A 14438-nucleotide genomic window follows, 5' to 3' on the forward strand; every position below is an offset into this window, starting at 1 on the left:
TACCGCCCTTTTGCCGCACCCTTGGAACGAGGCTTGCGGCAAGGGGAGGAAGCGCCGAGCGCCATTTCCTTTGAAAAGATCACGCCGCGAGCGCCTGCCGCGGCGGCTCGTCGGAACCGGGACATCCAGCAATGACAAACGAGGTGCTCATCCGGCTGCTCAGCCAAGATCAGGTCTCCCTGGCGCTGTGGAAGATCTCCAGCCCCGCCTCCCAGCCGCGTCATCTGTTCATGACGCACGGCACTTTTTCGGATAGGCGCATCTGCCTGGGCCTGGCGAGACATCTGGCGGAGCGGGGATTCACTTGCTGGATTCTTGAATGGCGCGGCCACGGAGACAGCCAGCGGGACCCGCCTCCTTTTAATTTTGAGACCGTCGCGCTGTTTGACGTGGCCGCGGCGCTGCGCTACCTGCTGGAAGAGGAAGGGATCGCCCGCCTCCACTGCGTGACCCACAGCGGAGGGGGATTGGCGCTGGCGATGTGCTTGTTGCGCCATCCTCATTTCAACCAAGCCATCGGGAAAATAGCGCTCTTCGCCTGCCAAGCAGGCTATGCCGCCCAGACGCCCTGGCGACGGCTGCGCCTTATCGGCATGAGGGAAGCCTGCCGCCTGGCGGGCAGGCTGCCCGGGAAAAGGCTGGGAATCGGCGTTCAGGACGAGTCCTGGCACATGATGCGTCAATGGTTTGACTGGAACATCCACAGACGCTTCAATGGCGCAGACGGCTTTGATTATCTGCGGCGTTTACCGCAAATCTCAGCGCCCATCCTCGCGGTCTTTGCCGAAAACGACTCTCTCATTGCCCCGCCCTCCGCCTGCCGGCAGTTTCTGGCGGCCTTTAAAGGGCAAGAGAACCAGGCGCTATTCTGCTCGGTCGCGGCCGGGTTCAGCGCGGGCTACAACCATGCCAGGGTGATGCACTCCTCCTCCGCCAGCAAAGAGGTGTGGCCCTTGCTGCTGGACTGGCTGGAAAAACCCGAGGCCCGCGCGCTCGCCGCAGCGACTTGATCCCTCCCTCGCTCCGTATCTTTTATAAACAGCTTAAGGAACGCCATGAGAACCCTCGGCCTGCTGGGCGGCATCAGTTGGGTATCGACGCTGGATTACTATCGCTATCTGAACGAAGGCGTCAACACGGCCCTGGGCGGCCTCAATTTTGCCGAGTGCGTCGTCTACTCGCTGAATTTCAACGATATCCAGCAGCGCGGCTGGGACGACTGGGAGCACACCTATGCGCTGCTGCTCAAAGGCTGCCTGCATTTAAAAGCCGCCGGGGCCGAGGCCATCGTGCTGTGCGCCAATACCGCGCACGTCGTGGCCGAGCGCCTGGAAACGGCCGCGGGCCTCCCCATCATCCATATCGCCGCCGCCACGGCGCGGGAAGTCGCCAAGCAGCGGCTGCGGACCGTCGGCCTGCTCGGCACTCAATTCACCATGGAGCTGCCGTTTTTCCGGGACAAGATGCGGCAAAACGGCATTGAGACCTTGATCCCGGAGGCTCAGCACACCCGCGATTTCATTCAGCGCACCCTGCGCGACGAGCTGGGCCGCGGCGTGGCGTCGCCGGCCACCAAGGCCGCTTATCTGGAGGCGATCCAACAGTTGATAGCACGCGGCGCCGAGGGCATCGTCTTCGGCTGCACCGAGCTTCCGCTGCTGTTGAGCCAGGCCGACGTGCCGGTGCCGGTGTTCGACACCACCCGGATTCATGTCGAAGCCGCGCTTGAGTTCGCGCTCACGGACGCCGCTGGCCGGCAATAGACGCCGAGCCGCGGCCGTTCGCGGTCTCACGGACTCACGGACTCAGGCGAGACCTTGGACGAATCTTAGGCCGAAATAGCTGCCAACGCGCCGCCCGCTTCCGCATATACTGTCCGCACATCGCCAATGACGCCCCCACCCATCCGACATCAAGGACCTCCGATGCTCACCAGCGCCCGTAATCAGTTCGCCGGCAAAGTCACCGCCATCCATCCCGGAGCGGTCAACGACGAGATCGACCTCACCCTGCCGGGCGGCGAGGTGATCACCGCCGTCATCACCCAGCGCAGCACCGCCAACCTGGGCCTGACCGTGGGCTGCGACGCGCTGGCCATCATCAAGGCCCCCTGGGTGATCCTGGCCAATCCCGAAGCCGGCATCAAGCTCTCCACCCGCAACCGCCTGGAAGGCCGGGTGTCCGCGCTGCGTCCGGGCGCGGTCAACGCCGAGGTCGAAATCCGTCTCAACGGCGGCGACGCCCTGGTGGCCATCGTCACCCAGGAGAGCGCGGACGACCTTGGCCTGGCCGTCGGCAAAGCCATCGTCGCCTTCTTCAAGGCCTCCCACGTGATTGTCGGCGTCCGGATCTGAGCCCGGCATGAAGCCCTCTTCCGCGGCCGAGCGCGCGCCGGCCTCCGCCCTGATAGACCGCAGAATCGCCGAACTCGGCGACTGGCGCGGCGCGGCCTTGGCGCGGATGCGGCGGCTGATCCGGGAAGCCGCCCCGGACGTGATCGAAGAATGGAAATGGATGGGCACCCCGGTCTGGTCTTTGCGGGGCATCCTCTGCACCGGCGAGTCTTACACTTCCGTCGTCAAACTGACCTTCATCAAAGGCGCGGCGCTGCCGGACCCGGCCCAATTGTTCAACGCCAGCCTGGGCGGCAAGGCCAGGCGGGCGATCGATATCCGCGAGGGCGAGGACGTGGACGCGGAGGCGTTCAAGGCGCTGATTCTGGCCGCCGTCGCGCTCAATGCCGGCGGCGGCAAAAGCAAGCCGGCCTAGAGCCTAGACCGCTCCGCGGCCGCGCGCCGCCTGTCTCGCAGATAACGCCACACGCCGTTCAGAATGGCCGTCGGCGACAGCTCGGCCATGGCCAGCAAACCGTGGCCCTCATGGTAGTCCGGGTTGTGCTCGACAAAATAGCGCGCCGCCGGGCGCGGGTGCTGCAGCCAGAATTGCCGGTCGGTCTGGCTGTCCCGGGTCAAAATGCCCAGCTTCACCACAAAGGGGCGCTCCGCCGCGGGCACCGCCATGCCGAAACTGCCGCACAACTCCGCCGCCAGCCGCGCCAGCGGCTGCTCCATGCCCCGCTCCGGGCTGGGCCACATGCCGGCGGCGTACTTGTGCATCTGGATGAAGCTGGACGGATGGATCATCGCGCCCAGGAAATACATGGGCCGCCACGGGCTGCGCAGCCAGTAGCGCAACATGCAGCCGGCCAGGAAAGGCATATTGCTGTTGCGGCCGTGGTAGTCTTTGAGCAGCCCGGCCTGCCCGCGCAAAACCTTGACTTCGCGCCCCGCCGCGCGGCGCTGGAACAGGTGGACGGCGCAATAGCCCACCGCCTGACCGTGTTCGCCGCGATGCAGCAGGATGCTGCTGTGCTCGGACTCCGGCAACACCATCTTGCGGAAGGCCGCCCGGTCCATGCCGCTGAAAACGGCGTCGTGCACTTGATAGGCTTCATCCACCAGGCGCTCGCGCCCGGCCATGGTCAACAAGTGCGAATATAGGGTGTCTGAGTGAGTGATGGTGCCCATGGCTCCTCGCGCGGGGTGGGACGTCGAAACGCAGCGCATGGTAAGCAGCGGGTCCGGACATCACCACTGACAGATATGCCAATGTTGTTTTTAATTCACTCAAGACCGCCGGCCCGCGCCCAGGCCAAGCATGAAAAAACCCCGCCAAGGCGGGGTTTGTCTTTGCACGTTGCGGATCAGGACTTGGCCGGGGCTTCCCAGCCGCCGCCCAGCGCCTTGTACAGGCCCACCACGGCATTCAGTTGGTCCAGCTTGGCGCTCACCAGGCCCAGCTCCGCCTGGAAGCTGTTGCGTTGCGCGTCCAGCACGTCCAGATAGCTGGCGTAGCCGTTGTCGTAACGCAGATTGGCCAGGCGCAGCGATTTGTTCAAGGCCTGGAACTGCGTGGTCTGCGCCGCCTGGATCTCCCGCGCCGCGCCGTAGCCGGACAGTGCGTCCAGCGCGTCCTTGAACGCGCTTTGCACCGTCTTCTGATACTGCGCCAGCGCCTGCTTCTGCCGCGCGCTGGCCGCGTCCACCGCGTAACCGGTCTGGCCGAAGTTGAACACCGGAGCCGCCAGATTGCCGACAAAGCTCCAGGTCCGCGTCGGGCCGGTGAACAGGGTATCCAGCGACAGGCTTTGCGAACCCAGCGCCCCGCTCAGGCTGATGCTGGGGAAGTAGGCCGCGCGCGCCACGCCGATGCGGGCGTTGGCGGCGACCAGTTGCTGCTCGCTGGCGGCAATGTCCGGCCGCCGCTCCAGCAGGCTGGAGGATAGGCCGGCCGGCACTTCCGGCGGGGCGGACAGCGCGTCCAGGCTTTGGCCGCGCTGGATGCCGCCGGCCACCAGCTGCTTGGGCGAGTGGCCGAGCAGCACGCCCAGCGCGCTTTCGGTCTGCTCCAGCGCGCTGGCGATCTGCGGCACCTTGGCGCGGGCGGAGGCCGCCTCGGCCTCGGCCTGCTGCTGGTCCAGTTCCGAGATCAAGCCGCCCTTGAAGCGCTTGGTCTGCAGCTTCAGCGATTCCTCGCGGCTTTGCAGCGTGCGCTTGGCGATGTCCAGCTGGGCGTCGTAGGCGCGCAGCTGGAAATAGGTCTGCGCGGTTTGCGCGGCGATCGCCAGCTTCGAGCTGTCGCGGGCGAAACGGCTGGCGGCGAAGTCGGCGCGGGCCGCTTCATTGCCGCGGCGCAGCTTGCCCCACAGGTCCAGTTCCCAAGACGCGGTGAGGTTGGCATTGCGCACGTCGCTGACCAGCGGCGCGCCCGGCGTGCTTGTCGCGCTGGAAGCGCGGCCGCGCTGATAGCCGGCGTTGGCGTTCAGCGCCGGCAGCAGCTGAGCGCGGGCGATGCCGGCCTGGGCCGCGGCTTCGTCGACGCGGGCGGAGGCGGCGGCCAGGTCCTGGTTGTGTTCCAGGGCTTGGGCGATCAACTGATCCAGCACCGGATCGTTGAACTGCTTCCACCAGTCCAGGGCGATGGCCGGGTTCTGGGCCGCAATGTGGACCTGTCCGCTGTCCGGCAGCTCCAGTTTGGGGCGGCTGTAGTCGGGGCCGACCGCGCAAGCGCTCAGCGCCAGCGCCGCCAATGAGGGCATCAGCGCGCGTTTAAACATTGTCGGCCTCCTCCGCCGCAGTCGGCGCTTTGCGCCGCTCCGACGCCTGCATGATCAAGCGGAAAAACAGCGGCACGAAGAAAGTGGCGATAAAGGTGGCGGCCAGCATGCCGCCCACCACCGGCGTGCCCAGTGCGCGGCGGCTGGCGGAGCCCGCGCCGCTTGAAATCACCAAAGGCACGCAACCCAGGATGAAGGCCAGCGAAGTCATCACGATGGGACGGAAGCGCAGCCGCGCCGCTTCCAGCGCGGCGTCCATCAGCGGCAGGCCCTGTTGGCGCTGCTGCACCGCGAACTCCACGATCAGGATGGCATTCTTGGCGGCCAGGCCCACCAGGGTGACGACGCCGATCTGGAAATAGACGTTGTTGTCCTGATGGCCGATGACGGCGGCGAGCAAGGCGCCGAACAGCGCGAAAGGCACCGAGGTCACCACCGCCAGCGGCAGGCTCCAGCGTTCGTACTGCGCCGCCAGGATCAGGAAGACCATCAGGATGCCGAACAGAAAGGCCATGGTGGCGGTGCCGCCGGCCAGTTTTTCCTGATAGGCGCTGCCGCTCCAGGCCAGCGCGTAATCGTTGCCCAACACTTGCTGGGTCACCTCTTCCAGCGCCTGGATGGCCTGGCCGGAGCTGACGCCGGGCGCGGGCTGGGCCAGGATTTTGGCGGCGTTGAAGATGTTGAAGCGGTCCACCAGCTCCGGCCCGTAGCTGGATTTGACCTCCACCAGGCTGGACAGCGGCACCATCACGCCCTCGGCGGAGCGCACATAGATATTGGCGATGTCTTCCGGCCGCGCGCGGAAGTCCGCCTCGGACTGCAGCTGCACCTTGTAGGTACGGCCGAACTTGTTGAAGTCGTTGACGTAGAGCTGGCCGAAAGTGGCTTGCAGGGTGTCGAACACCTGGTTGATGTCCACGCCCAGCGCCTTGGTCTTTTCGCGGTCCAGGTCCAGATACTTCTGCGGCACATTGGCGCGGAAGGTGGTGGCCACACTGGCGAACTCCGGCCGCTGCCGCGCCGCGGCCAGCAGTTTTTCCGCCGCCTGGCTGAGCTTTTGCGCGCCCTGGTCGCCGCGGTCCTGCAAATAGGCTTCCAGGCCGCCGGTGGTGGACATGCCGATGATGGGCGCCGGATTGAAGGCGCTCATCACGCCAGCCTGCACGGTGCGGCCCAGACGGTTGAACTCGGCGGCCACGGAGAAGGAATCCTCGCCCTTGGCCTTGCGCTGGTCCCAGTCCTTGAGGGTGACGAAGCTGGTGCCGCGGTTGGTCTGCTTGGAGCCGGACAGGATGTCGAAACCGGTGAAGGTGGTGACGCTTTCCACATTGGGATTGGCCATCATCAGCCGGTCGAATTCCACCGTGGCCTTGGCGGTGCGGGTGAGCGCGGCCGCGTCCGGCAAGGCGGTGTTGGCGAACAGCGTGCCCATGTCCTCATTGGGCACCAGCGAGCCGGGCACTTTCTGATACAGGCCGACGGTGGCGGCCAGAACGACGGCGATCAGGCCGAAGGCGACGCCGACACGGCGGTTGAGAAACAACACGCCCAGCACGTAGCGGCCGGTCAGGCGTTCGAAAGCGCGGTTGAACCACTGGAAAAAGCGCGGCGGCTGGTGATGGCCGGGCTTGAGCAGCAAGGCGCACAAGGCCGGGGTCAGCGTCAGCGCGACAATGCCGGAAATGATCACCGACATGGCGATGGTGACGGCGAACTGCTTGTACATCACCCCGGTCATGCCTCCCATGAAGGCCACCGGCAGGAAGACCGCGCACAAGACCAGCACGATGGCCACCAGCGCGCCGGACACCTCGCCCATCGCCAGCACCGCGGCTTCCTTGGCGCCGCAGCGGCGCTCGCTCATGATGCGTTCGACGTTTTCCAGCACCACGATGGCGTCGTCCACCACGATGCCGATGGCCAGCACCATGCCGAACAGGGTCAGCAGATTGATGGAGAAGCCCAAGAGCAGCATGCCGGCGAAGGTGCCGACCAGCGACACCGGCACCGCGATGCAGGGAATCAGCGTGGCGCGGAAATTCTGCAGGAACAAATACACCACCAGGAACACCAGCACAGTGGCTTCCAGCAGGGTTTTCACCACGCCGTCGATGGAGACTTTGACGAATTTGGTGGTGTCGAAGGGAATGGTGTAGTCCACGCCGGCCGGGAAGCGGACCTTGAGCTCCTCCATCTTGGCGGCGATGGCGGCGGACACCTTGAGCGCGTTGGCGCTGGGTTGCAGATAGGTGGTGATGCCCACGCTGGGCTTGCCGTTGCGGGTGCCGATCACATCGTAGTCGTTGCCGCCCATTTCCACCCGCGCCACGTCTTTGACGCGGATCTTGGAGCCGTCCGGCATCGAGCGCACGATGATGTTCTCAAACTCCTTGGGTTCGCTGAGCCGGCCCTTGGCGTTGACGGTGTAGGTGAAGCTGATGGGCGCGCTGGTGGGCTGGGCGCCGATCTTGCCGGCGGCGAACTGGGCGTTCTGCTCGCGCACCGCCTTGGCCACATCGGACGGGGTCAGGCCCAGCTGGGCCATGCGGTCCGGCCGCAGCCACAGCCGCATCGCGTAGTCGGTGCCGCCCATCATCGCCACGTCGCCCACGCCGGGAATGCGCTTGAGCTCGTCCATCACATTGAGCAGGGCGAAATTGGACAGATAGTTGCGGTCGTACTGGCCGGTGGGCGAGCCGATGGAGATCACGCTGAGCACCGAGGTGGATTTCTTGCGCACGGTGACGCCCTGGCGCTGCACTTCGTCCGGCAGCTGTTTCATCGCCGCCTGCACCCGGTTGTTGACGTCGATGGTGGCCTGGTCCGGATCCGTGCCCACGGCGAAATAGACATTGAGGCTGAGCTGGCCGTTGGAGGCGGCGCTGGATTGCATGTAAAGCATGTTTTCCACGCCGTTGAGCTGCTGCTCCAAGGGCGCGGCCACGGTCTGGGCGATGGTTTCCGGCGTGGCGCCCGGATAGTTGGCCGACACCGACACCACGGCCGGAACGATCTGCGGGTACTGCTCCACCGGCAGCGCGCGCATCGCCGCCAGGCCGGCCAGCACGATGACGATGGACAGCACGCTGGCGAAAATGGGGCGGTTGATGAAGAAACGCGAGAACATGGCTAGCTCCTCACGCCTTGGCCGGCGCGGCGGCCACCGGCTTGACCACGGCGCCGGGGCGGGCCTGCATCAGGCCGTCCACAATCACCTTCTCTCCAGCCTTCAGCCCGGACTCGATCACCACCCGGCCGCCCACCTGGGCGCCCAGCTTGACCATTCTGGCCTGCACCTTGTTGTCCGCGCCCACCACCATCAGCTGATTGTCCGCCTGGGCCTGGACAACGGCCTGCTCCGGCACGGTCAGCACGTTCTTGCGCACGCCCAGGTCCAGCATCACGCGCACGAATTGCCCGGGCAGCAGGCGCTCGTCTTCATTGGGAAATTGCGCGCGCGCGCTGATGGTGCCGGTCTTGGGATCCACGCGGTTGTCGCGGAAATCCAGCTTGCCGCTTTGCGGAAAGACGCGGCCGTCCGCCAGACGGATCCGCACGGGGTGGCGGCTGCCGTCTTCCGCGCTCACTTTGCCGGTGGACAGGCTGTGTTCGTAATTGAGGCTGTCCTGCTCGGAAATGGAGAAATTGACGTAGATGGGATTGAGCTGGGAAATGGTGGTCAGCGGCTCGGCGGCGTCCACGCGGATCAGGCTGCCTTCGGATTGCACCTGCTTGCTGGTCAGACCCGGAATCGGCGCGGTGACGCGGGTGTAATCCAGATTGAGCTGGGCTTCCTTGACCTTGGCGTCGGCAGACTGCTTGGCCGCCTTGACAGAGTTCAGCGCCGCCACCGCGTTGTCGTAATCCATTTTGGACACCGCCTGCTCCTGGTACAGCGGGCGGATGCGCGTCAGATCGGCGTCGGCTTTTTGCAGCGCGGCCAGCTGCACCGCCTGCGCGCCCTTGGCCTGTTCCAGCTGCGCCTGATACGGCGCGGGGTCGATCTGGAACAGCGTCTGTCCCTGCTTCACCGGCTGGCCTTCCACATAAGTGCGCTTGAGCAGAATGCCCCCCACGCGGGCGCGCACCTCGATATCGCGGTAACCGGCGGTTTCGCCCACCAGTTCCATGGTCATCGGCACATCGCCGGGCGCGGCGGTTTCCACCGTGACTTGCGGGACGGCGGCGGCCTTTTGCTGCGGCGAGCCGCAAGCGGCCAGCCAGACCGGCGCAGACAATAGCAGGGCAAGCGACAATAGCTGCCGCGACGGATAGCGCATTATTATTTCTCCATATGAGCGGGTATTCGGGAATGGCGGGCAAACCCAGGGCGCAAGCAAGCAGCCTTGTCGACAAAGACGCGGACGGTCCCGCGAGGCGCGGGCCGAGCCTTATTAGGGATGGCTTAGCAGTGCCTTATTAAAACAGCCGCTTGTGAAGGGTGTTTTTTAAAAATCGGCGTTTTTGTAAATTGCGGGTAAATTCGCGGGAAAACGATGTGAAGAGTTGTGAATGCGAATCAAATGCGCGGCGTGGACGCCGCCGCGGCCGGCTTCCGGCCTGCCCGCCGCGCCGCCCTCATTTCGCCGGCGGCGCAGGCTGAAAGCGGCGAAGCATGCGCTCGTAACTGCCGTCGCCGCGCATGGCGCGCAGGCCGGCCTCGAACTGGTCCGCGTACGCCCTGCCCTTGGGCCGCGCCTTGGAGAAGGCCAGCCAGAAACCATCCTGGCTGATCCGCCCCGCCTGCCGGACCCGCCCGGCCGCGAACGGGTTGCCGCGGATGCGCAGTTGTCCGGGGCGCGCGTTCATCAACACATAGTCCACGCGCCGAGCCAACAGCATGCGAATCAGGTCCTCATCGGAATGAGCCACCGATTTGACGATCTTGGGATCGCGCATGAAAACGCTGGGATAGGTGTAATCCTGGGTGATGCCCACCCTGCGGCCGGCCAAATCGCGCAGGCCCAGCCCGGCTCCGCCGGCGGCGAGCGCGAAGATGGCCAGTTCTTCGGTGAACATCGGCGTTTGATGCCACCAGAATTGCTCGCGATTATCATCGGTAATGGTGGCGCTGAGGCAGCCGTCGGCGCGGCCGACGCGCGCCAGCATCAGGCAGCGCGCAAACGGCACCAGCACAAAGCGGACCTCGACGCCCCGGCGGCGGAACGCCTCGCGCGCCAGTTGCGGCGCCAGCCCCTGCGCGGCGCCGTCGGCGCCGCGCGCCGAATACGGCGGCCAATCGTCCTCCACGGCGATGAGCAGGGCCGGAGCCGCATCGGCCGCCTGCGCCGCAACGGCCAACAGGCCCGCGCACAGGGCTCGTCGAAACCACGCTTGCATCTGAACCCTCCCGCCGAGAAGCCGCGAGCCGGAGATGGACAAACGCCGCGCGCGCCAATGCTTAATATCGACAACTTTACACTACAAACCGCGCATGAAGGCGCCTCGCCTGCGGCTGGAATCGTGTCACGCCGCTGGACGGCGACGCGGCGTTGGCTCGCCATTCAAGCGGATCGCGCGGTTTCTCGATGCGCGGGGCCGCATAGAACAAGCGGCCGGCTTTCCGCGTCGCCGCTTGAGCCCAAGCGGGCTTGCGGCAAAGCGCTTGACCCCCGCGCGCGGGCAATGCCAAGATCATGAACCGCCCCGCCTTCACGCTAACCGCTGCCGCCCGAGGAGATTGGTTTGGAACCGTTTTGCCATCCGCTGGAAGTGCGCTGGTCCGACTGCGACGCTAACCAGCACGTCCGCCATACCGCCTACGCCGATTTCTGTACCCATGCCCGCATAGAATGGCTGCGCGGCCAAGGCTTTGGCTTTGAACAATTTCAGGCGCTGGGGTTCGGCCCGGTCATTTTCAAGGAGTGGACCGAGTATTTCAAGGAACTGCGGCTGAGCGAGCGCATTCACGTGCGCCTGGCCATCGCCGGCCTGAGCCAGGACGGCAAGCGCTTTTGCATCCGCCACGAGATTTACAAGGAGGACGGCCGCCTGGCCGCGCGTCACGAAGTCAGCGGCTCCTGGATAGACCTGACGCTGCGCAAGCTGACCGCGCCGCCGCCGGAATTGAGCGCCATTTTCGCCTGGGCGGAGCGAACCGAGGATTTCCAGGCGCTGGATTGAGGCATGCCGGACGCGAAAAAGCCCTGACTATGCAGTCAGGGCTTTTTTGCTTGCTTTGGCGGAGAGGGGGGGATTCGAACCCCCGTTAGGGTATTACCCTAAACACGCTTTCCAGGCGTGCGACTTAAACCACTCATCCACCTCTCCGGAGGTGTCTTGCTTGTTTGCGCCGGTCAGGCCGGAGCAATAAAAAAACCGCCAGGGCAGTTTTTGTCGATTCTGGCGGAGAGGGGGGGATTCGAACCCCCGTTAGGGTATTACCCTAAACACGCTTTCCAGGCGTGCGACTTAAACCACTCATCCACCTCTCCAGAATCCCCATGAAACAAGGCGCTTGGCGTTTCGTTCACAGAGGCTGCGCAGTATATAAGCCCTATTCATCCGGCGCAAGTGTTTTGTAAGCGGAATGAGAAAAAAGGGCGTCGACATACTCGCCCACCCCTTCCCGCTCGCGCCGCAACCAGCCGGCAATCGCCGCGCGGAAACGCGGATCGGCAATGTAATGGGCGGACCAGGTGCGCTCCGGCTCAAAACCCCGCGCCAGCTTGTGCTCGCCCTGGGCGCCGCCCTCGAAGCATTGCAGGCCGGCGCGGATCGCGTACTCCAGGCCCTGGTAGTAGCACAGTTCGAAATGCAGGCAGGGAATATCGGCCACCGCGCCCCAGTATCGCCCGTACAGCACGCCGTCCTGCACCAGGCACAGGCTGGCCGCCAGCGGCGCGCCGTCGCGCTCGGCGACGAACATCAGGCAATGCGAACCCAGCCGCTCCGCCAGCAGCGCGAAGAAGGCCGGATTCAGATAGGGCGCGGAACGGCGTTCCAGATAGGTCTGCCGATAGCAACGGTAGAAAAACGCCCAGTCCTCGGCGGCGATGGCCTCCCCGCGCAATGTCCGCACGCTAACGCCGGCCTCGGCCACCTTGCGCCGCTCCTGACGGATCTTCTTGCGCTTGTCGCGGCTCAGCGTGGCCAGGAAGGCGTCGAAGTCGGCATAGCCGCGATTGCGCCAGTGGAACTGCACGCCTTCGCGCAGCAGCCAGCCGGCCTCGTCCAGGGCCTGCGCCTCCTCCCGCGCGGGAAACAGCACGTGGGCCGACGACAGGCCGTGCTCGTCCACCACTTGCTCCAGGCCGGCGATCAATTGCGGCCAGGCCGCCGCGTCGCCCAGCAGCCGCCGGCCGCCCACCGGGCTGAACGGCGAGGCCACCACCAGCTTGGGATAATAGTCCAGACCGGCGCGGGCATAGGCTTCCGCCCAGGCCCAGTCGAACACGTATTCGCCGCGCGGATGCCGCTTCAAATAGGCCGGCGCCAGCGCCTGCAAGCGGCCGTCCCGCTCCAGACCCAGCGGCAAGGGCAGCCAGCCGCTGGCCTCGCCCACGCAAGCCGCCCGCTCCAGCGCCTCCAGCCACGGCCGGCCCACAAACAGATTGCCGCCTTCCCCCAGGCCCGCCCATTGTTCCGCGCTCCAGGCGCCCACTCTCTCGTGCAATTGCAAGGACACCATGATTCCTCTCGGGCGTTTGCGCCGTCTATCAGGTAAAATTCCATCTATCTCGAAACATTCGGTTCCCTATCAAGATGCGTATCGCGCTCGCCCAGTTCAACCCCGTTGTCGGCGATATCCCCGGCAACACCCGCAAAATCCTCGACCTCGCCCACGCGGCCATCGCCCAGGGCGCGGACGTGCTGGTCACGCCGGAGCTGGCCTTGACCGGCTACAGCCCGGAAGACCTGCTGCTGCGCGACAGTTTCTACCGCGCCTGCAGCCAGGCGCTGGACGAACTGCTGGAATTGGACGGCATCACCCTGGTGGTGGGCCATCCGGCCCGGATGGGCGCGGATCGCTTCAACGCCGCCACCGTGCTGCGCGACGGCAACCGTCTGGGCCAGTATCACAAGATGCTGCTGCCCAACGATGAAGTGTTCGACGAATGCCGCTACTTCACCCCCGGTGCCGCGCCGCTGGTGTTCCAGCAGGGCGAGGCCAAGGTGGGCGTGCTGATCTGCGAGGACGTCTGGTCCGTCGACCCGGCCGCCGAGGCCGCCGACGCCGGCGCCGACGTGGTGGTGGTGCTCAACGCCTCGCCCTTCCATCGCAACAAGATTGAAACCCGCCACGACGTGGTGCGCTTCCGCGCCGAGGAAACCGGCCTGCCCTTCGCCTACGTCAATCTGACCGGCGGCCAGGATGAACTGGTGTTCGACGGCGCCTCCTTCGCCGTCAACCGCGCCGGCGAGGTGGTGGCCCAGGCCGCCGCCTACGACGACGAACTGCTGATCGTCGATTTCGACGGCGGCGATCTGCTGCCCGGCGCCAAGGCGGCCCTGCCCGGCCCGCTGGAAAGCGTTTACCGCACCCTGGTGGCCGGCGTGCGCGACTACATCGGCAAAAACGGCTTCCCCGGCGCGCTGCTGGGCCTGTCCGGCGGCATAGACTCCGCGCTGACGCTGGCGGTGGCGGTGGACGCGCTGGGCGCGGACAAGGTGCACGCGGTGATGATGCCCTCGTGCTACACCGCGGACATCTCGGTGACCGATTCCCGCGACATGGTGCAGCGCCTGGGCGTGAAGTACGACGAGATCGAAATCTGGCCGATGTACGAAAGCTTCGTCCAGGCGCTGGCGCCCAGCTTCGCCGGCCTGGCCGAGGACACCACCGAGGAAAACCTGCAGGCCCGCATCCGCGGCACCCTGCTGATGGCGCTGTCCAACAAGAGCGGCAAGCTGGTGCTCACCACCGGCAACAAATCGGAAATGACCACAGGCTACTGCACCCTGTACGGCGACATGGCCGGCGGTTTCGCCGTGCTCAAGGACGTGGCCAAGACCCTGGTGTTCGAACTGTGCCGCTGGCGCAATCTGCAAGGCGAGATCATCCCGGAACGCATCATCACCCGGCCGCCGTCGGCGGAATTGCGCCCGGACCAGACCGACCAGGACAGCCTGCCGCCCTACGAGGTGCTGGATGCCATCATGGCGCGCTACGTGGAGGAAAACCTGTCCGCCGAGGCCATCATCGCCGAAGGCTACGCCGAGGCCGACGTGCGCCGCGTGGTGCGGCTGCTGAAGATCAACGAGTACAAACGCCGCCAGGCGCCGGTGGGCCCGCGCGTGACCCACCGCGGTTTCGGCAAGGACTGGCGCTACCCCATCACCAATAAATTCAGCTGATCCCCCTGCCGGGGCCGCCCCGCCC

Annotated in this window: 12 protein-coding genes and 2 tRNA genes; 6 read left to right on the forward strand and 8 right to left on the reverse strand. The window is 65.6% G+C overall.

Annotation, left to right across the window (positions count from 1 at the left end; genetic code table 11):
* Positions 1–131 precede the first annotated feature (131 nt).
* From HQN78_RS09930 to HQN78_RS09945, 4 genes are all read left to right on the forward strand, one after another.
* Positions 132–1010 carry an alpha/beta fold hydrolase gene (locus HQN78_RS09930; protein ID WP_235089282.1) on the forward strand — a complete coding sequence of 293 codons (879 nt, stop codon included), beginning with the start codon at positions 132–134 and terminating at the stop codon, positions 1008–1010.
* Between the two features lie 45 nt (positions 1011–1055).
* Positions 1056–1763, forward strand: coding sequence for an aspartate/glutamate racemase family protein (locus tag HQN78_RS09935; protein ID WP_235089285.1), 708 nt, complete (start codon positions 1056–1058; stop codon positions 1761–1763).
* Between the two features lie 162 nt (positions 1764–1925).
* Complete coding sequence (locus tag HQN78_RS09940) at positions 1926–2354, forward strand: molybdopterin-binding protein (protein ID WP_107799160.1); 429 nt, start codon at positions 1926–1928, stop codon at positions 2352–2354.
* A 7-nt stretch (positions 2355–2361) separates the two neighbouring features.
* Complete coding sequence (locus HQN78_RS09945; protein WP_235089287.1) at positions 2362–2769, forward strand: DUF1801 domain-containing protein; 408 nt, start codon at positions 2362–2364, stop codon at positions 2767–2769.
* On the opposite strand, the gene HQN78_RS09950 is transcribed toward HQN78_RS09945, so the two are convergent.
* The 5 genes from HQN78_RS09950 to HQN78_RS09970 form a co-directional block, all read right to left on the reverse strand.
* Entirely contained in the window at positions 2766–3527 is a 762-nt protein-coding gene (locus HQN78_RS09950) for a hypothetical protein (protein ID WP_235089289.1), read from the reverse strand. The two genes, HQN78_RS09945 and HQN78_RS09950, sit on opposite strands and share 4 nt — an antisense overlap.
* Positions 3528–3703: 176 nt before the next feature.
* Positions 3704–5116, reverse strand: coding sequence for an efflux transporter outer membrane subunit (locus HQN78_RS09955; RefSeq protein ID WP_235089291.1), 1413 nt, complete (start codon positions 5114–5116; stop codon positions 3704–3706).
* The gene (locus HQN78_RS09960; RefSeq protein WP_235089293.1) at positions 5109–8243 is read right to left on the reverse strand and encodes an efflux RND transporter permease subunit; all 3135 of its coding nucleotides are present in this window, start codon (positions 8241–8243) and stop codon (positions 5109–5111) included. The genes HQN78_RS09955 and HQN78_RS09960 overlap by 8 nt, the downstream gene beginning before the upstream one ends.
* A 10-nt stretch (positions 8244–8253) precedes the next feature.
* Complete coding sequence (locus HQN78_RS09965; protein ID WP_235089295.1) at positions 8254–9396, reverse strand: efflux RND transporter periplasmic adaptor subunit; 1143 nt, start codon at positions 9394–9396, stop codon at positions 8254–8256.
* A 298-nt stretch (positions 9397–9694) separates the two neighbouring features.
* Positions 9695–10456, reverse strand: coding sequence for an ABC transporter substrate-binding protein (locus HQN78_RS09970; protein ID WP_227103947.1), 762 nt, complete (start codon positions 10454–10456; stop codon positions 9695–9697).
* Between the two features lie 345 nt (positions 10457–10801).
* On the opposite strand from HQN78_RS09970, the gene HQN78_RS09975 reads away from it, so the two are divergent.
* On the forward strand, positions 10802–11239 hold the full coding sequence (locus tag HQN78_RS09975) for a thioesterase family protein (protein ID WP_158274317.1): 438 nt from the start codon (positions 10802–10804) through the stop codon (positions 11237–11239).
* Between the two features lie 56 nt (positions 11240–11295).
* Here the strand turns inward: HQN78_RS09975 and HQN78_RS09980 are convergent.
* From HQN78_RS09980 to HQN78_RS09990, 3 genes are all read right to left on the reverse strand, one after another.
* Positions 11296–11386, reverse strand: a tRNA-Ser gene (locus tag HQN78_RS09980).
* 73 nt (positions 11387–11459) lie between these two features.
* A tRNA-Ser gene (locus tag HQN78_RS09985) sits at positions 11460–11550 on the reverse strand.
* A 62-nt stretch (positions 11551–11612) separates the two neighbouring features.
* Entirely contained in the window at positions 11613–12746 is a 1134-nt protein-coding gene (locus HQN78_RS09990; RefSeq protein ID WP_235089298.1) for a GNAT family N-acetyltransferase, read from the reverse strand.
* Between the two features lie 74 nt (positions 12747–12820).
* Between HQN78_RS09990 and HQN78_RS09995 the strand changes: the two genes are divergently transcribed.
* Positions 12821–14413: an NAD+ synthase gene (locus HQN78_RS09995; protein WP_235089300.1), complete on the forward strand. Its 1593-nt coding sequence runs from the start codon at positions 12821–12823 to the stop codon at positions 14411–14413.
* Positions 14414–14438 lie beyond the last annotated feature (25 nt).

Source organism: Chromobacterium sp. Beijing (genome assembly GCF_021496765.1).
Lineage (GTDB): Bacteria > Pseudomonadota > Gammaproteobacteria > Burkholderiales > Chromobacteriaceae > Chromobacterium.